This window comes from Tumebacillus algifaecis (genome assembly GCF_002243515.1).
GTDB classification, from domain to species: Bacteria; Bacillota; Bacilli; order Tumebacillales; family Tumebacillaceae; genus Tumebacillus_A; species Tumebacillus_A algifaecis.
Genome location: NZ_CP022657.1, coordinates 80,136 through 104,718, shown reverse-complemented (window position 1 = coordinate 104,718; position 24,583 = coordinate 80,136). Strand labels below are relative to the sequence as shown.

26 protein-coding genes are annotated in these 24,583 nt (G+C 54.4%); 4 read left to right on the top strand and 22 right to left on the bottom strand.

Annotation, left to right across the window (positions count from 1 at the left end):
* Positions 1-43 precede the first annotated feature (43 nt).
* The 4 genes from CIG75_RS00580 to CIG75_RS00565 all read right to left on the bottom strand — a co-directional run bounded on the left by CIG75_RS00580 (position 44) and on the right by CIG75_RS00565 (position 2,326).
* Complete coding sequence (locus CIG75_RS00580; protein ID WP_094234878.1) at positions 44-283, bottom strand: hypothetical protein; 240 nt, start codon at positions 281-283, stop codon at positions 44-46.
* 83 nt (positions 284-366) lie between these two features.
* Positions 367-846: a 23S rRNA (pseudouridine(1915)-N(3))-methyltransferase RlmH gene (gene rlmH, locus CIG75_RS00575; RefSeq protein WP_094234877.1), complete on the bottom strand. Its 480-nt coding sequence runs from the start codon at positions 844-846 to the stop codon at positions 367-369.
* Between the two features lie 28 nt (positions 847-874).
* A complete protein-coding gene (locus CIG75_RS00570; protein ID WP_094234876.1) occupies positions 875-1,045 on the bottom strand; it encodes a CxxH/CxxC protein in 171 nt (56 codons plus the stop codon).
* Positions 1,046-1,156: 111 nt separating this feature from the next.
* Positions 1,157-2,326, bottom strand: coding sequence for a S1C family serine protease (locus tag CIG75_RS00565; protein WP_094234875.1), 1,170 nt, complete (start codon positions 2,324-2,326; stop codon positions 1,157-1,159).
* Between the two features lie 238 nt (positions 2,327-2,564).
* Between CIG75_RS00565 and CIG75_RS00560 the strand changes: the two genes are divergently transcribed.
* Positions 2,565-2,783, top strand: coding sequence for a hypothetical protein (locus tag CIG75_RS00560; protein ID WP_094234874.1), 219 nt, complete (start codon positions 2,565-2,567; stop codon positions 2,781-2,783).
* Between the two features lie 91 nt (positions 2,784-2,874).
* Here the strand turns inward: CIG75_RS00560 and CIG75_RS00555 are convergent, their stop codons facing one another.
* From CIG75_RS00555 to yycF, 5 genes are read right to left on the bottom strand one after another with little or no spacing between them, the layout of a single operon-like run.
* A complete protein-coding gene (locus CIG75_RS00555) occupies positions 2,875-3,675 on the bottom strand; it encodes an MBL fold metallo-hydrolase (protein ID WP_094238274.1) in 801 nt (266 codons plus the stop codon).
* A 21-nt stretch (positions 3,676-3,696) separates the two neighbouring features.
* On the bottom strand, positions 3,697-4,578 hold the full coding sequence (gene yycI / locus CIG75_RS00550) for a two-component system regulatory protein YycI (RefSeq protein WP_094234873.1): 882 nt from the start codon (positions 4,576-4,578) through the stop codon (positions 3,697-3,699).
* Positions 4,565-5,929, bottom strand: a complete 1,365-nt coding sequence (locus CIG75_RS00545; RefSeq protein WP_094234872.1) for a YycH family regulatory protein — start codon at positions 5,927-5,929, stop codon at positions 4,565-4,567. Before CIG75_RS00545 ends, yycI begins: the two co-directional genes overlap by 14 nt.
* A 2-nt stretch (positions 5,930-5,931) precedes the next feature.
* Positions 5,932-7,710 (bottom strand): ATP-binding protein, encoded by a 1,779-nt coding sequence (locus CIG75_RS00540; protein ID WP_094234871.1) that lies wholly within the window; start codon positions 7,708-7,710, stop codon positions 5,932-5,934.
* Between the two features lie 6 nt (positions 7,711-7,716).
* Complete coding sequence (yycF, locus tag CIG75_RS00535) at positions 7,717-8,409, bottom strand: response regulator YycF (RefSeq protein WP_094234870.1); 693 nt, start codon at positions 8,407-8,409, stop codon at positions 7,717-7,719.
* Positions 8,410-8,522: 113 nt separating this feature from the next.
* Between yycF and CIG75_RS00530 the strand changes: the two genes are divergently transcribed.
* Positions 8,523-8,906 (top strand): hypothetical protein, encoded by a 384-nt coding sequence (locus CIG75_RS00530; protein WP_094234869.1) that lies wholly within the window; start codon positions 8,523-8,525, stop codon positions 8,904-8,906.
* Between the two features lie 22 nt (positions 8,907-8,928).
* Here CIG75_RS00530 and CIG75_RS00525 read toward each other — a convergent pair whose 3' ends face one another.
* The 12 genes from CIG75_RS00525 to CIG75_RS00475 all read right to left on the bottom strand — a co-directional run bounded on the left by CIG75_RS00525 (position 8,929) and on the right by CIG75_RS00475 (position 21,612).
* Positions 8,929-9,327, bottom strand: a complete 399-nt coding sequence (locus CIG75_RS00525) for a class I SAM-dependent methyltransferase (protein WP_094234868.1) — start codon at positions 9,325-9,327, stop codon at positions 8,929-8,931.
* Positions 9,328-9,510: 183 nt separating this feature from the next.
* A complete protein-coding gene (locus tag CIG75_RS00520; RefSeq protein ID WP_094234867.1) occupies positions 9,511-10,803 on the bottom strand; it encodes an adenylosuccinate synthase in 1,293 nt (430 codons plus the stop codon).
* A gap of 298 nt (positions 10,804-11,101) precedes the next feature.
* Positions 11,102-11,941 (bottom strand): hypothetical protein, encoded by an 840-nt coding sequence (locus CIG75_RS00515; protein WP_094234866.1) that lies wholly within the window; start codon positions 11,939-11,941, stop codon positions 11,102-11,104.
* 4 nt (positions 11,942-11,945) lie between these two features.
* Positions 11,946-13,292 (bottom strand): replicative DNA helicase, encoded by a 1,347-nt coding sequence (dnaB, locus tag CIG75_RS00510; protein WP_094234865.1) that lies wholly within the window; start codon positions 13,290-13,292, stop codon positions 11,946-11,948.
* 30 nt (positions 13,293-13,322) lie between these two features.
* A complete protein-coding gene (lonC, locus tag CIG75_RS00505; RefSeq protein WP_094234864.1) occupies positions 13,323-15,275 on the bottom strand; it encodes a Lon family ATP-dependent protease in 1,953 nt (650 codons plus the stop codon).
* Between the two features lie 6 nt (positions 15,276-15,281).
* The gene (rplI, locus tag CIG75_RS00500) at positions 15,282-15,728 is read right to left on the bottom strand and encodes a 50S ribosomal protein L9 (RefSeq protein WP_094234863.1); all 447 of its coding nucleotides are present in this window, start codon (positions 15,726-15,728) and stop codon (positions 15,282-15,284) included.
* Positions 15,729-15,881: 153 nt separating this feature from the next.
* Complete coding sequence (locus CIG75_RS00495; protein WP_094234862.1) at positions 15,882-16,196, bottom strand: MazG-like family protein; 315 nt, start codon at positions 16,194-16,196, stop codon at positions 15,882-15,884.
* A 95-nt stretch (positions 16,197-16,291) separates the two neighbouring features.
* Positions 16,292-16,459, bottom strand: a complete 168-nt coding sequence (locus tag CIG75_RS20490) for a hypothetical protein (RefSeq protein WP_157729304.1) — start codon at positions 16,457-16,459, stop codon at positions 16,292-16,294.
* 494 nt (positions 16,460-16,953) lie between these two features.
* Positions 16,954-18,066: a polysaccharide deacetylase family protein gene (locus CIG75_RS00490; RefSeq protein ID WP_094234861.1), complete on the bottom strand. Its 1,113-nt coding sequence runs from the start codon at positions 18,064-18,066 to the stop codon at positions 16,954-16,956.
* 134 nt (positions 18,067-18,200) lie between these two features.
* Complete coding sequence (locus CIG75_RS00485) at positions 18,201-19,376, bottom strand: M20 family metallopeptidase (RefSeq protein ID WP_094234860.1); 1,176 nt, start codon at positions 19,374-19,376, stop codon at positions 18,201-18,203.
* 63 nt (positions 19,377-19,439) lie between these two features.
* Positions 19,440-20,423 carry an NAD(P)-dependent oxidoreductase gene (locus CIG75_RS00480; RefSeq protein ID WP_094234859.1) on the bottom strand — a complete coding sequence of 328 codons (984 nt, stop codon included), beginning with the start codon at positions 20,421-20,423 and terminating at the stop codon, positions 19,440-19,442.
* 7 nt (positions 20,424-20,430) lie between these two features.
* Positions 20,431-21,612 carry a nucleotidyltransferase family protein gene (locus CIG75_RS00475; protein ID WP_094234858.1) on the bottom strand — a complete coding sequence of 394 codons (1,182 nt, stop codon included), beginning with the start codon at positions 21,610-21,612 and terminating at the stop codon, positions 20,431-20,433.
* 241 nt (positions 21,613-21,853) lie between these two features.
* Here CIG75_RS00475 and CIG75_RS00470 point away from each other — a divergent pair, with 241 nt between their 5' ends.
* Together CIG75_RS00470 and CIG75_RS00465 are read left to right on the top strand one after the other, a co-directional pair.
* The gene (locus CIG75_RS00470) at positions 21,854-22,438 is read left to right on the top strand and encodes a J domain-containing protein (protein ID WP_094238273.1); all 585 of its coding nucleotides are present in this window, start codon (positions 21,854-21,856) and stop codon (positions 22,436-22,438) included.
* 44 nt (positions 22,439-22,482) lie between these two features.
* Positions 22,483-22,845 carry a PLP-dependent transferase gene (locus CIG75_RS00465; RefSeq protein ID WP_227874310.1) on the top strand — a complete coding sequence of 121 codons (363 nt, stop codon included), beginning with the start codon at positions 22,483-22,485 and terminating at the stop codon, positions 22,843-22,845.
* A gap of 76 nt (positions 22,846-22,921) precedes the next feature.
* On the opposite strand, the gene CIG75_RS20970 is transcribed toward CIG75_RS00465, so the two are convergent.
* A complete protein-coding gene (locus CIG75_RS20970; RefSeq protein WP_094234856.1) occupies positions 22,922-24,541 on the bottom strand; it encodes a phosphodiester glycosidase family protein in 1,620 nt (539 codons plus the stop codon).
* Positions 24,542-24,583 lie beyond the last annotated feature (42 nt).

Below are 24,583 nucleotides of genomic sequence, written 5' to 3'. Positions count from 1 at the left end.
TCTTGCTCCATGAGCAACGAGGGCATTTGTCTGCAAGCAGGGACTAGCGAGAATTCAGCAGAGCGGTACCGCTCTGATACGTACCTTTGACAAATTGATAGATGTTGTCATACAGTCGGTCATTCAGGTCGACCAAGTCGTGAATCGTATGATACCGGTTTACTTTTTGGGCATCCCAGACCCAACCGCCCATGTACCAACCGTTCGCGCCAGCATTGAGGTAGTTGATAAAGCTGCTCCGCTTTGTGCTGCCCAGAAACTTGGCATCACGGTCCAGTTCCATCTCCACACCAAGCCCGTACGTTTTCGCGTTGGTCAGTGCCGTATTCAGGTCTTTGCCATTGAAATAGTCGTCTCATTTATCAATCACTTATGATACGGTTCCCCCCGCTGAATCCGAAACGCCCGGTACACTTGCTCGAGCAAAATCACCCGCACCATCTGGTGCGGGAACGTAAACTTCGAAAACGACAGCTTATAGTTCGCCCGCTTCAGCACATCCTCATGCAGCCCAAGCGAGCCACCGATGATAAACGTAAACGTGCTGTACCCCTGCAAGGCCATCTTGTCCAAATGTGCAGCAAAGTCCTCCGAGGTAAGACCCTTCCCCTCGATCGCCAGCGCGATCACATAATCGCGCTCCCCTACCTTTGCCAGCAGCTTATCCGCTTCCTTTTTCTTGATCATCTCTTCCTGCGCCGCCGACGCGTTATCTGGCGTCGGCTCGTCAGGCACTTCAACAACATGCACTTTACAATACGAAGAGAGCCGCTTCGCATACTCGTCAACGGCTCCCGTCCAATATTTTTCTTTAAGCTTGCCGACAGCAAGCAGATTGATGTTCATGACCCGGAATGCTCCCTTCGATGATCGGTTAGACGATCAGGTACTTAGGGTGTTGCTCGCAGTATTCACACTTGGCCGGAGCTTGCCACGCGGTGAAGGAAAGGTCGTCCAGTTTGTGGACGTCCGGTGCTTGGCCTTCAAATTCTTCTACGAAATCGTCAAGTGCCATTTCGACGTGCTCTTTGCAAACGACGTACATGGTGGTTCCACCTCGTCTTGTGTTGGTGACTTTATACTAGCAGTCTCTCCTGTTTTTGTCCAAAAAAACAGCGGCAAGCACCCCTTTTCAGGGCGCTCTGCCGCTTCGTTGTTACGGTTTGGCCAACGTCATTTCGACCGTTTTCAGTTCGCTATCATGGTAGAACTCTACTTTGACTTTGTCGCCAGGCTTTTTCTTGTACAGAATCTTACGCAATTGGATCGGGTCCTCAGTCGCCTCACCATCGATCTTCACGATGACGTCACCCGCTGCGAGCCCTGCCTTTTTCGCGTTTTCATGCACTTGGTAGACATAGATGCCCTGTTCGACCGGCACTTTGCCACGGTAGCCTTCCGGTACTTCGGACAGCGCCACCGGGGTGATCCCCATCACGGGACGCACAATTTCGCCTTTTTCCATCAGCTGTTGCAAGATCGGTTGCGCTTCGTTGATCGGGATGGCAAACCCAATCCCCTCAACTCCTGTCGAAGAGATCTTGGCCGAGTTGATTCCGATCAATTCTCCTTTGATGTTGACCAGCGCGCCGCCGGAGTTGCCCGGGTTGATCGCCGCGTCTGTCTGCAGGACGTTTTGCGAAAACACTTCCGAACCTTTTTCGTCGTAGATCGGCATTTCACGCTTGGTGGCCGAGATGACACCGACGGTGACCGACTGGGCAAATTTCAGCCCGAGCGGGTTGCCAATCGCAATGGCTGGCTCACCGATGTTCAGCGACTCGGAGTTGCCGAATTTCGCCGGAGTCAAACCTTTTACATCGTTCGGGTCCACTTCCAGCACCGCCAAATCGGTCATCGCGTCTGCTCCGAGCACTTTCGCTTTGATGCGCTTGCCGTCTTGCAGCGACACTTCGACTGTGTCCGCGCCTTCGACGACGTGGTTGTTCGTGATGATGTGGCCCTTATCGTCAAACAGAATACCAGAGCCGGTGCCTGCCGTCTGCTCGTCTTGGCTTCGGCCAAAGAAGTCGCGGCTCTTCTGCAGGTTGAGGACGCCGACCACCGCCGGTTTCACTTTGTTTACCGCCTCGACCACTCCGGTCTGGACGTCTACATTTATCGTTTCTTTCGATCCGCCGTTGGTGTTGTTACTATCTGCAAATGCGGACTTGGTTTCAATCACGTTCGAATTGATCATCATTGGCACCAGTGCAACGGTGGTAGCCGAGCCGATCAGTGCAGACACGAGGGAAACTGCGATCCACGTGCCCAAATTGCCTTTGTTCTTCTTGGGTTTTGTATCAAAATCATCATAGTATCCCATGGGACAACCTCCTCAGTGTACGTGTCAGTGTACCCTTATTATACAGAGGATATTTTCCTCGACTCAAGGGGGGCGCTCGGTCTGTCAAAAATCGTTCATATAGTTGTTTGAAAATTCTCCATAAATAACTTCCTCATCAGGTAAATAGAAGTTTTTCCGCCAAAATGTGTATAGTTTTTCACAAAATGGACAAACTAAGCGGTAGGCAAGGACGAAACGAAACTTGGAGGGGTGCCCGATGAATCGACTGAATGGATTGCCAACCGAAGTGGATCTGATCGCCCAACTGGCCGATCTGAAGGAAGTGGACTATAAGAACACGCTGGTCCTGACCGCTCTCGTGGAATTGCTCGTCGAGAAAGGGATTCTCGACCGCCAACAGGTCATTCAAAAGGCACGGCAGCTCGATGCTGACATTTCCCTCGAAGCGGATGATCGTTCACTGTATGCCAACTGAGCTGTGAGCCAGCTTGCTTTTGTCTCCCCCTTCTTTCATTGAAAACCCACCCCCCGTTTGGCTCGGGAAGTGGGTCCTTTTTTTTGCCCATCTACAGGCGTTTGATCGTTTTCAGTGGCGTCGGCTTGTCGCGATAGGTGTCGTGAAGCATCACGTCTTTGCCCACTTGATAGCCGTTTTGGGTCAACACGCCGCGCACGGTGATCTCGGCGATTTCCGGCATGTTGTTGTCTGGGCTCAAATGTGCCAAATACACATCTTTCGAATCACCGCTCATCACTTCGGACAGCACGTCACCTGCCGTCTCATTCGAAAGGTGGCCTTTGTCACCCAAGATGCGCTTCTTGACGCTCCACGGGTACGGCCCGATCCGAAGCATTTCGGTGTCGTGGTTCGACTCGAAGATCAGCGCGTCCGCACCTGTGACCGCCTGTTTGACGCGCTGGCTGGCATAGCCGAGATCGGTCGCCAAGGCGAGCTTGTTCGTCCCATTATAGAAGCAAAAGCCGACCGGGTCGTTGGCATCATGTGAGATCGGGAACGGCTCGATGCGCAAATCGGCAAAATCGAGCACGTCATCCACCCCGAACACATGCCGCTTGTCGTCTGCAATCTCACCGACCTGCTTTTGCATGCCTGTCCATGTGCCTGCGGTGGCAAAGACGTCCAGCCCTTTGCATTTGCGGGCCATGACGCCAACACCACGCACATGATCGGAATGCTCATGCGTGACGAGCAGTGCATCGAGATCATCAACAGCAACCCCGATCTCTTGCAGCGAGGACGTGATCTGCTTGCCGGACACCCCGGCGTCGATCAAAATTTTGGTCTGGTCAGTTTCAACATAGATGGAGTTCCCCGTACTGCCACTGCATAAGACGCTAAAGCGTATCAAAACTTTTCCCCTACTTTCTTACGATCCGTTGTTCTCCAATTGGCCCGTCAAAGCGTTGACATAAAACACTTTGTAATCGGTCACAATTCGCCACATCGGCGCAAGGTACCAGACATCGGCCCCCACATAGTTCTGCGAATAATAGCCCAGCTTGACCTCATGGATGATGACGTTGCCCGTTTGATTGCCGATCTCCTGTGGGTCGAACGTTTCCGCCACGGTCCGGACCGCCCCGATCGCCGAGATGACGCGCTGGCCACGCTCCTCTTCTTCCCCGATCTCAAGTGCTTTCTGTCGATAGCCGAGAATCTCCGCATTCTCCAGATTCACTTCGAGCACCGCCGAGAAGATCGGATAGCGCTGGTAGCTTTGCAAATAGTGCAGTGTCGTGTTCTCTCCAGACACACTGTACAAGGCCATGTCCTCCTTGTACAGCGATCCGTTCCACACGTTTGGCAAAAGGCGTTGCAGCACATACTGACCGCGCTTGATCCCAATGTCGATATCAGCTTTCATCAGCCCGGGGCGATAGCGAAGTTTGAAATACCCATCGCTTGTCACTTCAAATTCGCCTTCGAGCGATTTGAATTTCATCGTGCCTTTGCTTTGGTCGTCCTCGACGACCTTCTCGTCCACCAGAATCGATGCCGCGATGTTTGGTAGCGGCTCTTTGGGATGCCCAACTTGGAGGAAACGCATGACCGGCGTTTCTTTGGGTACTTCGGTGACAAGCACCATCTTCCGCTCTTTAAGCACTTCTTTCAGCTCGTCGAGCTGTGTATTAAACGACTGCACATAGCCGAGCGCTTCCTGCTGCGAGGTGTAATATTGGTAGCCGAGTAGCAGATCGAGCAAGAGGAAGGTCAGGATTAGATAGGTCTTGGCTCTACTCCAATCCACGAAGTTTCCCCCCTTCACTGCGCAATTGCTCACCCGTCACCGCGTCAAAAACTGCTTCGCGGTAATCGCCCGATTGCTCGACCACCCACACGGGACGCAGCTCGGCCGACTGCCCATGAAGTTCGCCCATCATATAGGCCAGATAGACGTCAGAGACACGGTTCAGCTTCAGAAGTGCATTGCTCTCGATCAACTCCAGCAGATCGGCACTGGACAGCAATTGCAGCTCTCGACCGCGCTCCGGCTTGGCTCCCGACATATAGGCGGAACGGCGCATGGCGGTAACGCTGTTGTGCGCCACTTGAACCGCGACAGACGAAAAATCACCGATCACCGGAAGTCCCGACACGTTTGAACGGAATTCTAACTGCCCCCACACCATCTCGGTGGGACGGATCGTGCGCACCTGATGGATCGACACCGAGCCGAGAAACCCACCGTGCGCGTTGGCAAAATCGAGCGCTTTCTCCAGGCTGGTGTCCTCGTCCAGTTGGTTGACGCGCTTTTCCTCGATGTTCAAGTTGCGATATTCGATCGTCTGGTGCTTCGTATCGACGCGCACCATGCGGTTGCCGTCGGTGAAGATTTCCGAGCCGTCGCGCTCAACCACACGACGCGTCATCGACTTGTCGAGGAAGAACGAGTCCACCAAGCGGTCCGTTTCGATCACCCGATTGACGTCGATCGAATAGCTGTGGACGACCGGACGCTCGACCGGGAGATAGAAATGGTGCAGCAAAGAGGTCCCATGTAGCGCATAGAGCGGTGCTTCTTTCTGCTCTTCGAACAAGCGACCAAACGCCTCGGGCGGCAACACGACAGTTGCGCTGTAGATCGTATCGGCATTTTCGACAAAAATAGCCCGGTACTCGTTGGTGCCGTCTGGGAGCAGGTAGAACGTTTTGAAGTTCATAAACGGCTCCAGCCGCGAGGTGAAGTGCAGTATATCCGCATCGTTCAGCAGCGTGATCGGCACGACAGCATCAAATTCATACTGGATGCCTTGGCCCTCATTGACGAGCTTCTTCCAGCCTTCGTCTTTAAATTTGGTCTCGATCTTGATGTCAAAAAAAGTGGAGTTGCTGAGGATCGCGAGCGCCGCTTGATAGCCAGATTGCCCAGGAAATAAGAGATTGTGTTTGTTCTCACCTCGATGGAGCAAAATGTTGCGCGGCCCGAGAACATTGTTCATCGTGCGTTCGAAGCTCGGGTCGGAAATCGTCACATTCGAGGCAAATTGCGGTCCGTCGATCGACTCATACTGCGGTGTGATGCTCCAGATCCCAAGCGACAAGAGCAACGAGGTCACGACCAAAACAGCGAGCAGCAGGGTTTTTAGTTTTTCGATCATGATCACACTCCTCCTGTCGAGGCAGGCAGTGTGAAAGAAACGGTCGTGCCATGCCCTTCTTCGCTGTCGATCCGGATGTATCCACCGTGCATTTCGATGATCTGCTTGGCGATCGACAGGCCCAGACCTGTTCCGCCCATCGCGCGAGACCGCGCTTTATCGACGCGGTAAAAACGCTCAAAGATCAGCGGCAGGTCATGTTTTGGGATGCCCATCCCCGTGTCGATCACTTGCACCAGAATGAATTTTCCGCTGGGCCGATGAGCTTTGACCCGAATGCGCCCACCGGTGAGCGTGTATTTGACCGCATTGGAGATCAGATTGTCAAACACCTGGTCGAGTTTGTCAGCATCGACGTTGACAATCAGATTGCTCGGCACCTCGAAGGAGAGTGACACTTCCTGCCGTTGCAGGTGCATCGTGAAGCGAAAGCAGGCTTTTTGCACCAGATCGCGCAACACGTGCGGTGCGGTGCGCAAGCTTTCGCGATTGGAATCGAGACGGGACAGTTGCAACAGATCGCTGACCAAGCGAGCCATGCGTTCGGTCTCGCCGTGAATGACGGAGAGGAAGCGACGGGAATAGTCGGGCGATTCGATCGCACCGTCTTCGAGCGCTTCGATGTAGCTTTTGATCGTCGTCAGCGGCGTGCGAATCTCATGCGACACGTTGGCGACAAAATCGCGGCGGGCGCGGTCCGCATGTTCCTCTTCGGTCACGTCGCGCAACACCACCACCGCCCCGCGATCTTCGACGCCTTCCCCACGATAGGGGACCGAGTACGCTTGGACGATCCGACCGGACGGGCCTTCCAAAGTAAATTCGGAGACAGCGGTCAGCAAAATCTCGGTGTTGCCCTCTTCGCCAAAGATGATCGTCGAGTCGAGCGAGCGTTCCAACAGCTCCTCGACCGTCTCTGCACTGAGCATTCGTGCCGCGGCCGGATTGGCGAGGACGATGCTGCCCTCGCGGTCGATCGCCAGCACGCCGTCCGACATGTGTTGGAGGATCGCTGCCAATTTGTCCTTCTCTTGCTTATTTTCTGTTAAAGCCTCTCGCAGCCGCACGCGCAGTTCGTTGAACATCTCGGCGAGTTGGCCGATCTCATCATCGGAGTGCACCGTCACCGTCTGGTCAAAATCGCCACGCGCCATCGCGCCCGCCTTTTTCGTGATTTCCACGATCGGATTGGTGATCGTGCGAGAAAGCAGGATGATCAAGCCTGCGGTCAGCAAAATGGCGATCGCCGTCCCCGTGTAGAAAATCACGGTGATGTCGTGGATCGTCTGGTAGACGGATGACAGCGGCGCCACGCAATAGACGGCACCAAGCACCGCATTGCCCTCTTTGACCGGAATGGCGAAATAGAGATAGCGTTGCTCATCTTTCGGATCGACTTTGATCGTCTCCGCTTCATTACCGAGCAGCGCGCGGGTGACTTCCGGCTGCAAACTCTTTTGCTCCAAATAGTTCTTGTTACCAGAGGTGGCGATCAAAATCTGTTGATTGTTGATGATGTTGATCTCCGCCCCGGCCACATTGGCAAAGGAGTCGGCGAGAAACCCGATGTCATTTTGCAAATTGTTCTTCTGGCGGTTATCGCTGAGATAGGGTGGCAATACGTCGGCGAGCACGAGGAGCTGGCCTGATACTTTTTCCTGAAACGAATTGAGGAAGTGCGTGTTGACCCGTTGGATGAAGTAAAAGCCGATCACTTGCATCGCAACGAGAATCACCAGCAAATACATTAAGACGAGCTTCCACTGAATGCTGCGCAGCAAATGCCCCTACCTCCTCAGCGTGTAGCCCACTCCGCGACGGGTCAAAATGTATTCTGGATTGCTCGGGTCGTCCTCGATCTTCTCGCGCAAACGGCGAATGGTCACATCGACGGTCCGAACATCGCCGTAATAGTCATAGCCCCAGACTTCCTGCAAGAGCTGTTCGCGGGTGAGCACGGTGTTGCGATGCTTGATCAGGTAGATGAGCAGTTCAAATTCGCGATGCGTGAGCCCGGCGTCCTGTCCGTGTTTGCTCACTTCGTAGGTGGCGGTGTCGATCACCAGATCGCCCACCGTGTATTTCGGCTTTTGCTCGGAAGCTTTCACTTCTGGCTGCTGTTGACGGCGCAAGTTTGCTTTGACGCGCGCCATCAGTTCGCGGTTGGAAAACGGCTTAGTCACATAATCGTCCGCGCCGATTTCCAACCCCAACACTTTATCGATCTCGCTGTCACGCGCGGTCAGCATGATGATCGGGACGCTGGAAAAAGCGCGCACTTCGCGGCAGACGGCAAATCCATCTTTTTTCGGGAGCATCACGTCGAGCAAAATCAGATCGGGTTGTTCAGCCATCGCTTTCTCGACCGCTTCTTGCCCGTCATGGGCGAGCACAACCTGATAATTTTCCTTTTCCAAGGAGAATTTGAGAATATCGGCAATCGGTAGTTCGTCATCCACTACCAAGATCTTATAGTCCATTCCTATCACCTCTTTGATGAAGGTATCAGGCTTTATTGTACCACGGGGCGCAAGGTATCGGTTAGTTTCTCGGGCATGGGAAACACTACAAGAGGTAAAGGGGGACTGCTTTTATGGCACAGACACAAACGATTCTCGCCTATTTCAACTCCGAGGCGCTGGCGGAACAAGCGAAGCAGCAACTGTTGGAGCAACTGGATCTCACAGGTGATGAAGATCTCCAAATCGACCGTGTCAGCGCACAGCCCGGCGAGGCGACGGAGCAAGTGCTCAACCCGATTACTGGCAACTTTGGCGGCCATGAGACGCTGATCGAAAACACGCTGACCCAAAACAAAAGCGCAGGCATTCTGCTCGGCTCTGACCCAGCGGTGTCCGGCTTGAGCGATGGGGACGGCATGATCACCGGACTTGATGTGCTGCTCACCATCCTCTGCCCGACCGACCGTGTCGCACAGGCGCTGCAAATCGTCGAACAGAACAAAGGACATCATTAACAAAAACCCTCTGCCCATAGACTCAGGCAGAGGGTTCTCTCTGTTCAAAAAGGAGCAAGGTGCCGCCCGGTGCGAGGACGCGCCGCAATTCGTGCAGGGCCTGTTCCGGGTCGGTGAGGTGATCGAGAACATCGCGCGTGTAGACGAAGTCGAAGGAGCCGTCCGCATAAGGCAGTTTGTAGAGATCGAGTTGGAGAAAGTCGATTCCACTCTTTTGCAGTGCGGCCATCATGCAACCGCTCGAAAGCGCGGCACAGCAGAGATCGACGCCGGTCAAGCGCCACTTGGGACGAACTTGGGCCAGTTGCCGCAAATGCGGCCCTGTGCCGCATCCCGCTTCGAGCACGCGAGCCTGTTCGGGCAGTTCAAGTCGTTCGATGAGGCCCACTTGCGCCATTAGATCTTGTTCGTGTGATATCATCGGGTTCACTCCTCAGTGCGCAAAGCGATTCATCTGCAAACATGGAAGCCACATCGGAAACAGCCGATGTGCTTGCCGACCTTGCAGATGCGATCAACAGCTGATCGGGCAAAGGATCGGTCGAAGGATGCAACAACAGCCATCCATACAGATGTATGTGATGGCTGTTTGATAATGTGTTCGTTAGCGTGCGGTGTAAAGTTCAACCACCGGAATGGTTTGTTCGCGGCCCGGTCCTACGGAGAGGATCGCGAGCGGTACGTTGGTGACCTCTTCCAGCTTGCGGATGTACGCTTTGGCATTCTCCGGCAGATCGTCGAACGCGCGCACTCCGGAGATGTCTTCGTCCCAACCTGGCAATGTTTCGAAGATCGGTTCGCAATCTTTCAACACGCGGAAGGCGGTCGGGAACTCGGTCAAGGTCTCGCCTTTGTAGTTGTAGGCGACGCAAACTTTCAGTTCCTTCAGGCCAGTCAGGATGTCGAGGCGGGTCAGCGCCATGCCATCAAGACCAGATACGCGGCGCGCGTGGCGGACGACCAGCGCATCGAACCAGCCGCAACGACGCGGACGTCCCGTGGTGGTGCCGAACTCGCGGCCTTGGGTGCGGATGAAATCGCCCGTCTCATCGAGCAGTTCGGTCGGGAACGGACCGTCGCCGACGCGGGTCGAGTACGCTTTGACCGTACCGATGACTTTATCGATCTTGGTCGGGCCGACGCCGGAGCCGATGGTAACACCACCTGCAACCGGGTTGGAGGAAGTGACATACGGATACGTGCCTTGGTCGATGTCGAGCATCGAAGCCTGCGCACCTTCGAACAGAATGTCAATGCCTTGGTCGATCTTTTCGTTGAGCACCACCGACGTGTCGGTCACATACGGACGCAACAGGTCTGCATAGCCGAGAAACTCTTCGTAAATCTCTTCGAAGGAGAACGGCTCTGCCCCATAGAGTTTGGTCAGCAACTCATTCTTTTGCTTGAGGTTGCGCTTCAAGATGTCTGCAAAATCGTCTTTGTCCATCAAGTCGATCATGCGGATGCCGATGCGTGCCGCTTTGTCCATGTACGCCGGGCCGATCCCTTTTCTGGTCGTGCCGATCTTCGCTTCGCCTTTGCTCTCCTCTTCCAGCTCGTCGAGCTTCAGGTGGTACGGCAAGACGAGGTGTGCTTTATCGGAGATGCGCAACCCTTTGGTCGAAACGCCTTTGTCATGCAAGTATTGCAATTCTTTGACCAGTGCGGCCGGATTGACGACCATGCCGTTGCCGATCACGCAGATTTTCTCTTCATAAAATATCCCGGACGGGATCAGGTGCAGTTTATATTCAATTCCGTTAATCCAGATGGTATGACCAGCGTTGTTGCCGCCTTGGTAACGGGCTACAACCCCTGCCTTTTCCGCCAGGAAGTCCGTAATCTTACCTTTTCCTTCGTCGCCCCACTGGGTTCCTACAACGACTACTGTTGCCACACGACAACACCTCCATAAATTAACATGCTCACGAAAAGCGTGCCTTAGTCAGCATAATGAGTTTAGCAAGGTTTGGTTGGGATGTCAACGTGTTTTCCGAACGTTATTCTTGTTATGTATATAAATCGTTCGTATTTAATGCAAGATTCGTATTCAAAGCTCGACCGAGCAAACCGCTTATCAGCGAGCAGAGCAGTACCTGCGAACAATCGGGTAGGTGCCTTTCGCTTCGACGTGAGCCTGCACAGCAGTACAAGCAAATAAAAACCCGCTTGCTCCGCTTGGGAGTAACCGGGCCTTATTTCTGCAAGAAGTCTTTTTGAAAGCGCCAGAGCACGATCGGCTCCTCAACAATTTTGGCGAAGTCGCGCAAATTCAATTGATAGCGGTAAAAATCGCTGCCCGCGCTTCCGACGTACTCGTCCAGTTTGTAGACGGGCGGGCCGAACCACCAAGGCTTGAGGACGAGAAAACCTTCCCCTTGCTCGTAGGCCGACACGTTATCCCGCACCAGTTCCGGAACTTGATGCACATAGCCAAGCTTGCCATACGCCAACACCCCGATCAAAACGAGTGGCACGAAAATCATCAGCAGACGATAGGTCCATTTGCCGATGACAGGCTCCGTCTCCTCTTCGACCTGCACGGTGTCAGCATCCTGCGTTTCATGCGCCTGTTGCACTTCCTCGTTCCACTCGAGTTCATGCTGAGCAACTGTAGCTGCCACCGCCTGTTTTCTCGTCTTGAGGATTTCGCGCAGCTCGGCCGCATGTTGCTGTGTGAACAGCATCTCCTCCTGCGTACGGGCAGAACTCATTTCACGCAGTTGCACCGCTTGATCCTCGCTATGAGTGTTCGGCGCGGCTTCCCGCGCATCTTGCGCGGCGCAATGTGCGCGCAGCGTGGCAGCCTGATCGTGGACGAAAGGGTCTACCGCCTGCCGTGGCGCTTCCTGTTCGAGCACTGGCGCAGGAACTTCGGACTTCGGTGGCTTGGGAACGACAGCGTTTGCTGCGCGTTGTTCTAGAGCTGCCCGATCGTCCTGTTTTTTTGCTTTTCCTTTTTTGCGGCCATGCTTGTCCTTGCGGCTAGGGAGTGGCATGCCGACTTGCCAATCGGAATTTTCAAAACGGCTCATCGCACTAAGCCCCCGGCGCTCTCTCTAAGGAGACGAATTTATTAAAGTTTTTCAGGAAGACGAGCTCCACCGTCCCCGTCGGACCGGAACGTTGCTTGGCGATGATGATTTCGATGATGTTTTTGCGCTCCGACTCCGGGTTATAGTAGTCGTCGCGGTACAGGAAGGCGACGATGTCGGCGTCCTGCTCGATGGAGCCCGATTCCCGAAGGTCGGACATCATCGGCCGCTTGTCCTGCCGCGACTCAACCGAACGGGAGAGCTGGGACAGGGCGATGACCGGCACATCCAACTCACGCGCGATCAGCTTCAAGGTACGCGAGATTTCGGAGACCTCCTGCTGACGGTTGTCGCCGCGACCTTTGCCTTGGATCAACTGCAAGTAATCGATCATCACCATGCCGAGTTTGCCACCCTGCTCCGCTTTTAACCGTCTGCATTTCGCCCGGATCTCCGACACGGTGATCCCTGGCGTATCGTCCACAAAGATCGGCGCTTCCGACAGCGTTCCGACCGCCATCGTCAGTTTCGGCCAGTCATCCTCATCGAGAAAGCCTGTCCGCATCTTCCCGGCATCGATGTTCGCTTCTGCACAGAGCATCCGCTGTACCAACTGCTCTGCCCCCATCTCCAGCGAGAAGATCGCCACCGCTTCCCCGGCGCGCACGGCGATGTTTTGTGCGACGTTCAAAGCGAACGCCGTCTTCCCTACCGCCGGACGAGCGGCGAGGATGATCAATTCGGAGCCGTGGAACCCAGATGTCATTTTGTCCAAATCGGGGTAGCCGGACGGTGTACCCGTCACGCCGCCTTTGTTGTTGTACAAAAACTCGATCCGTTCAAACGTATTGAGCAGTACATCTTTCACATGCGTAAAGCCTTTGTTGACGCTCCCCGCCTGCGAAATCTGCAAAATGCTGCGCTCCGCTTCGTCGATCACTTCGGTCACGTCAGCGCCTGTATACCCAGTCGCCGCAATCTTGGTCGCCGTGTTGATCAGGCGGCGCAAGACCGACTTTTCTTTGACGATCGTCGCATAATGGTCCACATTCGCCGCCGTCGGTACCGAGTGAGACAAAGAAGCGAGGTATTGAACCCCGCCAATTTCGTCAATCTGTCCTTGATTTTGCATCTCGGTCGTCAAGGTGACCAGATCGACCGGGTTGCCTTTTTCTGCAATGCGCTGGATCGCATCAAAGATCAATTGGTGCGATTTGCGATAAAAGTCGTCCGCACTGAGCAGCTCGGCGACGGTGATCAACGCCTCATTGGAGATTAAGACGGCACCGAGCACCGCCTGCTCCGCTTCTACATTTTGTGGAGGGACTCGCTCCACGAGTTCTTCTTCCATTGTGTTGCGTCGCCTCCTCCTTAAAAGTTCCTAGCTTGCCGCGATCGTTTCAACCTGTTCGGCAAAAACGAGTTGGAGCACCTCGTCGATCGTTTTCACGAGGTGCACGGTGACGCCTTCCGGATTGCTCGGCACATCGCGACGGTTGTCATACGGCACCAGCACGGTGGTCATCCCTGCTTGGCGCGCGCCGAAAATCTTTTCAAACACGCCACCGACCGGCTTGACCTTGCCTTGAATCGAAATCTCGCCTGTGATCGCCACGTCCTGTGGAATCGGCTTGCCGAGCATCGCGCTGTATATCGCCAGCGTGATCGCCACACCGGCCGACGGACCGTCGATCCGTCCTCCACCTACGACGTTGACGTGGACATCAAAGTCTTGGATGTCCTTGCCCGTGATGCGCCGAAGCACAGCGGCCGCGTTGAACACGGAGTCTTTCGCCATCGAACCTGCCGTGTCGTTGAAGCGCAGACGGCCTTTGCCCGCCTCTGTCGCCGGGAATGCCACCGCTTCAATCTCGATCGTGGAGCCGAGGAAGCCCGCCACGCCCAAGCCGAAAATCTTTCCGACCTCTGCGCGCGCCTCACTTTGCTCCTTGTCCTGCACATAGGGCACCAGTCGGTTCATGCGCAACACTTCTTCGATGTCCTGTTCGGCGATCAACACCGACTCCGCATCGGTTGCGCCTGTGCGGTAGACGGCGAGACCATGCGCGTCAGACAACAGATTGACCGCTTTGCGCCCTTCGATCGTATACTTGGAGATCGTTTTGGCCACTCCTGACTCCAAGTTGACCTGTAAGCGTTCGGCCGCACCTGCCACGATCTCCTCCACCTGCTCCGGCACCAGCGGCTCAAAATAAATCTCCGCACAGCGCGAACGCAGCGCCGGGTTGATCTCCGACGGATCGCGGGTCGTCGCCCCGATCAAAATGAAATCGGCAGGCGCTCCCTCTTCAAACAGTTTCTGAATGTATTTGGGTACGTTCTGATCGTCCGGGTCATAATAGGGGGACTCGAAGCGAACGCGTTTGTCCTCCAACACTTTCAACAGCTTGTTTTGCAAAACGGGGTCCAACTCGCCGATTTCATCAAGAAACAAAATCCCACCGTGCGCATCGGTGACCAGACCTGGCTTCGGTTCCGGGATCGCCGTTTCGGCAAAATCGCGGCGCGCCCCTTGATAGATCGGGTCGTGCACCGAACCGAGCAACGGGTTGGTGATGTCGCGCGGGTCCCAGCGCAGCGTGGTGCCGTCCACTTCGATAAACGGCGCGTCATCCGCAAATGGTGTCGCGGCGAGCTTGGCCGCTTCTTGCAGCGCAATCCGCGCGGCGGTCGTCTTCCCCACCCCAGGCGGGCCATAGATCAAAATGTGCTGGGGGAAGGGGCTGCCAAGCTTCGACAACAGCGCGCGCTTGGCCTGCTCTTGACCGACGATCTGATCCATCTGCTGGGGACGCACCAGTTCATAGGTGGACTTGGCGAGCTTGACCGTCTCCAATTTTTCAAGCTGAGCAAATTTTTTCAAGGTCTGCGCATTTTCCGGCCCGGATTGCTCCTTGACCAGTTGCGTGCGGATTTCCTTGATGTAATCTTCATGTTTCTCCTGCATGCGATCATTGACGCGCTTCTCCAGATCTTCCTCCACCGTTTTGCGGGCGAGGAAGTTGGCGATCGCCTCTTCGACTTCATTCAAGATCTCCGGGATGCGTTCGGGCGTCGGACGCTCTTCGATGGTCGGGTTTTCAAAGACGATGCGCTGCAAGGCGATCACCCGCAGCGCCACATCGGAAGAGCGCATCATCGACAAGGCATCCAATTTCCCTGCGCGAAGCACCAGCTTATCCGGTCCATAGATACTGCTCAGAATCCCAAACAATGCGGTGACCTGTCTGCGCACCGCTTCTTCGTTGTCCAACTTCTCGTGCAGCTTGCTGCCCGGGATTTTATTGAGTTTCTTAAGCAGTTTTTTCAGCATGATGTATTACTCCGCAACTACCTGAACGCGCATCTCAGTCGACACTTCTGGGTGCAGTTTAACTGTGACCACTGTGGTGCCCAACGACTTGATCGGCTCATCCAGGAGAATTTTTCGCTTATCTACATTCAATTTCTTTTGCTCTTTCAGCGCATCGGCGATCTGCTTGGTCGAGATCGCGCCAAAGACGCGACCTCCGTCGCCTGCTTTGGTTTTCAAGATGACGGTCGTCTCTTTTAATACGGCAGCCAAATCTTTGGCGTCTTGCAACACGCCAGCCGCTTTGCGCTCTTCGCCTGCCACCTGTTGCTTGTGACGGTTGATCGTCTCAGCGGTCGCTTCCACTGCCAGATTCTTTTTTAAAAGGAAGTTTTGTGCGTAGCCTGGAGATACCTCTTTGACTTCGCCTTTTTTTCCTTGGCCTTTTACGTCTTGTAAGAAGATTACTTTCATGTGAACACCCTCCAATTCCGATAAGGAGTTCCGGAACAATGTCTAGGACCAGATATCTACTGGTAGCTATCTTACCTTTAGTTATACCATTTTCCGTTCCGGAACGCTTTCAAAAGAAAATAGAAGCAGATGAAGAAATTACATCTGCTTAGATTAGCGTCTCCGTTTTATATGCTCTTTTAAACCGCTGAGATCACCGTACCAGCTTTCCGACTGGTGTCCGGTCTCGATGCCTTGATCGACCTTTTCCACAACTTTGCGTTCCAGTTCGTGAAAGTCGATCCCGCAGCGGCGGGCCAGCATATAGGTGAGCACCACGATGTTGGCCAGATGGTCGAGCAACACCGACTCGGTGCCTTTCAAAAAGCCACGAAACAATCCTGAAACATTGTCAAGCAGTTCTGCTTTCAACCATTCGATCATCCGAATGTTCTTGGTGATGTCCATGTCTTTATTGAAGTCAGGCATAGGAAATCCCCTTTCAGTTCCCTGCTTTGAAAGAAGAATTCGACAAGGCGACTGGAACTTCCTGCATAAAAATGGAGACGTGAACCGGGCTTTTCTCAAGCCCAGAAACGACCGTTTCGCTCAAACGAGTTGCGTTCGAACAACTTGACGGAAAGCTGAAAACAGAGCAGCGAGAAGGCAACCAGCACCAGAAACGCGAAGAACGGCCAACTGTTCCCCACCTGGCTCAGCGAGGACGGCAGGTAGTTTAACAAGAGGTACAAGAAAAAACACCCTTTTTGGGTGCTTGGGGAGATAGCTGTTTTTTGAAAAATGTTTGCTGGGGAGTTAGAGGTAGTTGAGTGGTTGGGGCTAGGTTGGGTGGTTGGGGCTGGGCTGCGTGGTTTGGGCTGGGTGCTCGGTCCGGGCGGGATATGCTTCGGGTTCGTGCGAAACTTTTACCCCTGATTGAGTAAAACCGTTTTATGGAAGGGTAAAAGCTTTCAATCTCACCACTCCGCATTTCCCGCCCTACCCCCACATACTTCCAACTCGGCCACGCTCTCCTTGCAAGTCTTCAAATCTTCAAATCTTCAAATCTTCAAATCTTCAAATCTTCAAATCTTCAAATCTTCAAATCTTCAAATCTTCAAATCTTCAAATCTTCACTTCCTCACTTCCTCACTTCCTCACTTCCTCACTTCCTCACTTCCTCACTTCCTCACTTCCTCACTTCCTCACTTCCTCACTTCCTCGGCTCCACTCGTTGGGATCCGGTTTAGCGTCGGTCGTTCCAGAAGTTATGTGGCTTCATGTTCCCTTGGAGGGGGCGGAGGTCGTAGCCGGATTGTGTGAGGTGTTGCAGGATGCGTGGGAGCGCTTGGAGTGTCGCTTGGCTGTCGTGCAGGAGGATGACGGGCTCGACTTGGCCTCTTGTCTGTTCACGCACCTCGCGCACGATGTCGTCCGCATGAACGTTGGTGCCCCGTGAGTCGTAGCTGTCCACCGTCCAGTCCCACATGCGGTAGCCGGCTTCGACCAGCCGATCTCGGTAGGCGGTGGTCATGTATGGCTTGCTGCCATAGGGGACTCGTACCATGTTGGTTCGGATGCCAGTGATGCGGGTCAGGGCGGCGTTGCACGCCTCCATCTCGTTGACGAGCGCTTGTGGGGAGGCGTAGGCCAGTCTCGCGTTATGGGTGACTCCGTGCAGGGCCAAACCCTGCCCTTCTCGAGCCATGCGTTTGACCTGCTCGGGGTAATTTTCGATCTGCCCTTTGAGCATGAAGAAGGTCGCTTTTGCTTCGTAGCGGGCCAATGTATCTAAAATTTGCGCGGTGTATTGATTCGGACCGTCGTCAAATGTCACATATGCGATTTTGTCAGGCAGTTTCGCTCGCTCTGCTGCGATCAGATGCTGATACCTGACATAGACTTGCTCGTCACTCAGTTGGGCACCGCTGTCCTTCGCTCGGGCGAGCGGACCTTGACCCGTATAGGAAACCTCATAGCCGAACGTCTCGGCAATCAAACGAAACGGCACCATCAGTCTGTTTTTCTTGATGAATACGTGAAAGGAACTGGTGACGCCTCGTGAGGTGGTGATCGTTTTTTGCGGGATGTTGATCAGTACACTTTTGTCTCCGCTTCTGATCTGCACCGTTTCGTTGCCAGCATCGTAGTCCACCTTGGCGCCTGCCGCTTCTGCAAAGAAACGCACGGGCAGATAGGTGACACCTTTGATGACCTCCGGTGTAGCATCAGGAAAGGCGACCAGTTGGTCGTTTAAAGCAACCGCGATGTACTCGGCCTGGATCTGTGCACTCGCCTCCATCGTCCAGAAGCAGGTCATCGTGACAAACAAGACGAGCAAGAGCAGCATCTTTCGCATCAGGGTACCCCCTATTTCGGCATGTTGTTTGCTTCGATTTCTTATGCTTCATAGCTATGAATGTGAGTGATAGAATAGACCACTATTGCGCGGGAAATAAAAATACCCCTCACGGAAAGTGAGAGGTAATTATGTTACGCCAATAGTTTGAAGGCGGCGCTGACAAACACTTTGACTCCGCGCTCCAACGCATCTTCATCGATGTTGAAGTTCGGATGATGGTGTGGGAAGTCGGTGCCTTTTGCTACATTTCCAGAACCGGTGAAGAAGAAGGAGCCGGGCGCTTTTTGCTGGAATGCGGAGAAGTCTTCCCCACCCATGCTCGGTCTGATGCGGTCGATCGCTTCTTCGCCATAGAGTTCGCGGACCGTCTCTTCGATGACGCGTGTGAGCGGTTCGTCGTTGATGACCGCACGGTAGCCGTTTTCGTAAGTAAACGTGTAGGTCGCCCCATGCGCGTCACAGATCCCGCGAATGACTCGCTCCATCAGTTTCGGGGCCTCTGCGCGGAGATTCGGGTCGAAGCTGCGCACCGTACCTTGCATCTCGACGGTGCCGGGGATGACATTGTGCGTCGTCCCGCCGTGGAACTGGGTGACAGAGACGACAAGATTGTCGAGCGGGTCGGTGTTGCGCGAAACGATGTGCTGAAGATTGGTGACGACTTGGGCACCGATGGCGATCGCATCGATCGTCTGCTGTGGGACGGCTGCATGACCGCCCTTGCCATGGATCGTGATCCAGAACGTGTCGGGTGCTGCCATCGTCGGGCCGTAGGAGATGCCGACTTTTCCTGTATCCATCGAGGACCAGAGGTGTTGCCCGATGATCATGTCCACACCGTCCATGACGCCCGCCTGCACCATGTCCTCCGCACCGCCGGGAGAAACTTCTTCGGCATGTTGGAAGAGGAAGCGGATCTCGCCTTGCAATTCAGCTTGAAAATCGGACAGAATCTTCGCCGCGCCAAGCAGCATCGACGTGTGTCCATCGTGACCGCAGGCGTGCATGACGCCATTGTTTTGTGATTTGTATTCGATATCGTTCGCTTCTTCGATCGGAAGTGCATCCATGTCGGCACGAATCGCCAGCACTTTGCCTGGTTTGGAACCGACTAAGCGTGCCATGACGCTGTTGGGGGTCGGGCGGGAAAGTTCGAGGTTGTTGAATGTCTCCAACGTTTCGTAGACAAACTGGGCCGTTTTTTCTTCATGAAAAGACAATTCGGGATGCTGGTGCAGGTAACGGCGCCAGCGGATCACCTGTTCTTTGACGCTGTCCACCAGTTCGTTGATGTTGACTTCTTGCACAGGGAAGCCCTCCTCTTTCAACTCTCGCTTATGTCGTTTTTCGGTACATCTGTCTGTGTAAAATTATAACGGCAACCGTTTATTTGGAATAGAGACAATTTTCTTGTAACGGTCGTCTGGCAGGCACAAGAGCGATGTGGCGGAGACGTCGAGACTGCCCAGCCCAGACAGCACCGCTTGGTGCAGACGCTCGGCTGCTTGCTCCCCGACCGGGTACTTGGCCTCATGCAGTTCGGCGCTTTGAATCGCGTAGGCCATGTCTTTTTGGAGAATGCTTATTTTGGAAAAAACTTCATCATGGCGGCCCTCGATCATCTTTTGCCCTTTATCCTTGAGGTTGCGAATGGCAAATCCGGTCGCTTCAAGCGTGTCTACCACCTGTTGAAGGTCGAGCCCGAAGCCATGCGCCATGCCGACCGCTTCGCCGAGGGCGACGAGCATCGTGCCTGTGAACAGGTTATACATCAGTTTGAAGCGGGTGCCAGAGCCAGTGGGACCAAAATGGAATTGCTGGTCGGAGATCGCCTGCAGGACCGGGCGCATCTGCTCGATCGTGGCGAGGTCACCGCCCATGAACAGATTGAGCGTACCCGCCTCCGCCCCCGCGCGATTGCCAGTGGTCGGGCTGTCGATCGGGATCAGACCTTGTTGGTGGAGCGCGTCGGCCCACTTTTCGATGCAGGGAATGGAAAGTGTCGAACATTCAAGCCCGATCGCGCCGGGCGCCGCACCGTGTATCGCCCCCTCTGGGCCGAACCAGACCGCTTCGTGTGCGGCATCGTCGGTGATGACCGAGAGGATGATGTCTGCGCCTTGCGCCGCTTCTGCCGGAGTTGCACAAATGCTGTCGTTTGGCGTGGCCAAGCTGTGCAATTTGTGGCTGGTGCGATTGTAGAGGCGCAGTGCAACGCCCGACTCTTGCAAATTTTTGATGATGCCTTGGCCCATCATGCCAGCGCCGAGCACCGCGATGATCGGGCTGAAATTGGCGTTTGAAGCGGTAGTTTCACTGGCTGTAGGACTTGAATTTACCGTCTGATCTGTCATGACGAGATCACCCCTTTGCTGGTAGGAGGTCGTTGTAAAGATCGGGAATTTTGTCCTCACCTGTCACTTGTCTGCGCCATTGGCGAACATAGTCACGACGCAACAAGATCAGCGTTTTGAGCAGTTCGCGAAAGGCGTCATTGTGCAAGGTGAGCGGCTCGCTCCATGTGTTGTCAGTCAGGATATGCAGGTCCGCTTTGACAGCGATGATGTCGGTCGTCTCCATGCGGCGCAAAATCTCCGAGAACAGGGCGAGATAGGCTTGTTGGCCTGCGCGGTCTTCGCCAAGCGAGAACATGAGCGCAAGCAGTGCATAGCGATAGGACGGAATGATGTGTGATGAGCGGAGCGAAAGTTCCTCAAGCCGATCGCGCAGTTCTTGATCGGTGACGTCTGTGCGATCGAAGCCCAAGTGGATCAGCATCGAAGCTTTGAGAATCTTGATGATGTCAAGCTCTGGGAGCTCTAAAGTGCCGAACAGTTCGCGCGCTTCGATCAGGATGGCGATACTTTCAGGGTCGAGGATGTGCTGGAGGCGCGGGTCATTTCGTTTGTAGTAGACGCTGTAATAGCCGACCACATCGTCCTCGGCATGGCGAAATTGGGTGCGCAGGCATTCGAGGATCAACTTGATGTAATGGTAGCGCGCTTCAGGTCGGAAGTAGGCACCTTTGCTGAGTCCGCTCCACTGCGGGTGCAAAAAGGTGTTGGAGATTTGATGGATCATCACGTTAAACATTTGTGTGGCATCGAAAGCATCAGGCACAACGCGCTCCACCTGAAAGGACTCGTAGATCGGATAGCGCTGCGCCAGCGCGATATCTCGGGAGAAAAAGCCGCTGGCATTGGACAGATCGGATACGAGTGCGACCGTCGAATTGAACTGCGGATAGTGCTGTTTCAGGTAGGACTCCAAGTTTTTTAGCCACGGGTCCGCTTGGTAGTCGAGTGTCGTGTGGACGACAAAATCGATGTCGGAGAACAGGCGCAACTCGTCGTCTTCTGTCCAGCGGATCGAAGGTTCTTGGCGGGCCAGCGATCCTCCGGTGTAAACGACAGCGGGGATGCCTTTCGCTTGGAAGAGGCTTCTGACCTCCTCAAAATAATGGTGCAACATATGGTTGAGGTCCAATTTGATCTGTTCGGTAAGAAAGACAGAATTGAGGCAAATGTTATGTGGTGTGGTCATGTGCAGGTTCCCTCCAAGTTTGTATTTACAAATTCTTTTCTATAATTTTACTCGATTGACCTTGATAGTTTATGTATCCGTACAATTATAAATGTAATTAAACCCATGAAATTATTTATACCAATCGTCATTCTTAAAGTCAACCCTAAGTTTACTGACTTGTCCTTCAATTCGTAAGTAATATTCGGCTGTGCTAAGATAATAGCAAGAAGAGGATCGGAAAAAGAAAGTGGGGATCTTGATGCTTGATGAGACGATACAGAGGTTGCGCGCCCTCGATCTGGAGAAGTTGTCCGATGCGGAGCTTGGCAAACTGCATGGGCAATTGTTGCACTGGCAAACCCACTTGCAGGAGCTGACGGACGATGTGGCCGCGCTGCGGGCTGAACAGTGGTGGCATCAGTTGCCAGCAAGCGATGCGCGGACGATTCGGCTGTTGGTAAAAGGAGGTCGCTTGACTGCCGAACTGCTGAAGGGCCTCCCTTCCTACGCCCACCTGATGTTGCTAGTAGACATTGAAAATCCGGATGTGGTTCGACTGTGGGCGCGGATGTCACCCGAGGTGCGGGCAGAGCGGATTGCACAAGTACAAGCGGCGATCCAGCATACTGAGGTGCGCAAGACCACCTCGCAGCGCGAAGATGCGCAGGAGAACGCTTTGCTCGCCTATGAGGTGCTCGGTTTGACGGCGAGTGCAAGTTGGGTGGAAGTGAAGAAGAAGTATCGCGAGTTGGCCGCGCAGTACCACCCTGATCAGGGCGGAGATGTCCAGATCTTCAAGGCGTTGCAAAAAGCGTATCGGGTGTTGGAAGCAAGGTTTCTGTAGCGGGAGCAGGTGCGCGGATTGACCAAGTAGCATAGACCATGAGGATGACAGATGGAAGGGTCGAGGATGAGCTGGGTGCCGACCTGATCAGGCACGCCAGTACGAATTACTTAGGCGGTCATAGCGATGTGCTGGGGGGCATGCTGGTGGCTAAGAAGGACAGCGCACTGATCGGCACGATCCGCGCCCTTCAAGGCGCAGGCGGTGCCGAGGCCGCGATGAAGATCGCCGCACAGGTGAAAATTTTTACTCGGGCCACCTCATTAGGCGGCACCGAAAGCCTGTTGGAACATCGAGCTTCGATTGAATGGCCTGATAGCAAAACACCGCCCAATCTAATGCGCGTATCTGTCGGCATGGAACATGCGGATGATCTGATCGAGGATTTGGAACAAGCATCGGTCTGACCAAGTGGATCACACATCGACCTCGTCCCAAAGCAAAACCCCTGCCACAGCTAAGCTCTGGCAGGGGTTCATTTTTTTACTTCCCGATCTTTCTCATCGCAGAATCAAGCAGCACCGCAACCCCGGAGCGCTTCGCTTCCTCCAAAGGCATAAACGGTTTGTCGCCAAAAGCATCGACGATCAGACCCTGTTTGATCGCCAGGTGCACATCCTTATCCGCCCATGCGCTCGGTGCATTTTGCAACCAGAGGTCTTTGGCGTTGGCTGGCGCACCGTTTTTGGCGAGCACGCGGGCCAGAATGGCGACGATCTGCTCCTCGGTCACCGGATCGGCACCGCCGAATTTGGTCGCCGAGTAACCGGCCATGTAGCCTGCGCTGACCACCGCTCCAGCGAAATTGTCATACCACGAACCTGTAGCATCGCTAAACGTGTGCTTGCCCGCAGGCAAAGCGAACGCATTGGTCAGCACTGCCGCCAATTCGGCGCGGGTCATCGTTTGGCTCGGTTTGAAGAAGCGCGCTGTCCCGTTCAGTTCGCCGTTCATCACGCTTTTCTGTTTCAAGCGGGCAATCGCATCATAAGCATAATGATCTTGATATACGTCCACATAGCCGGATGCGTTGACCGACGAAGCATCGCGTTTTCTGACGATGACCGCGTTTGGCACTTCGCGCCCCGGAGTAGTCAAATAGCTTCCATCCGCATAAAGTCCTGCTGTTGCCCCGCTGTCCATCCCGACGGCATGGACCAGTCCGAGCGCCTTGGCTACGTCGGCCAACTCGTAGACCGACACGTTGGGCACGGTGCCCATCACCAGACGGTTGTCAGAACGCCAGCCGATAAAGGTCCTGGTCGAACGACTGTCCCGCGATGTTTGTTTGGGATCGGTAAATTTCTCAGCGATCGGATCGACCACCACTGCCCCGCCGGACAACAACAGTGGGCCCCCGCCCATCATGTTGCCGATCGCATCCATGTTGACCGCTTTGCCCGATGAGCCACGGTAGGTGATTTTGTAGGCTGCTTTTTCCCCCACTTTAAAGACGTTTGCCGACGAGACGACGCTAGAACCGAAATGCACCAGAAAACCATTGGACGGAATGGCCGCGTCGCCGTTGACAATTTTGCTGACCACGCCGTTTTGGACGACGACCGTTTTGCCGCTGGCAGGCAGCGTGCGCTTTTTCGCGTCCGGCGTGAGAATGGTGATCGCGCTCGGGTTGTCATAATAATGATTGATCCCCCATGCCGACCAATTGTTGGGCCAGCTCCACGAGTCTTTGGTGCTGCCTTCGATCGTCGGGTATAGCCGTCCGAAATACGGTTGGTTCAGCGTGTTGATGCCAAACACCGCCCCGAAACTGCCGTTGTGCACAAATTTCCCATTCGTGCGCACCACCGTCAATGGCTGACCATCCGAGTAGGCGTTAAAATAGCCGCCGTTGATCGCCGCCAGCGCCCCGTTACGCTGTGCCAGAGCAGCCAGCGGTTCGGTCTCTCCTACTTTCCCCTCCGATGAGACTGCTTTCACCTCGAGGTTTTGATCGTTTAAGTTCACATAGACCAATTGCACCGAACGGCCCAGCACCGTCTGCGTGCCTGTGCCGACGCCAGCGTAACTGGCACTCGCCACTGCCGGAACGCCCGCCAGCAATGCGACAGTCAGTAGCCCTGCCATCAATTTCTTTTTCATGAAGCACCTCCAATTTTCCCCTACCCCTTCGCTTCGTACTCT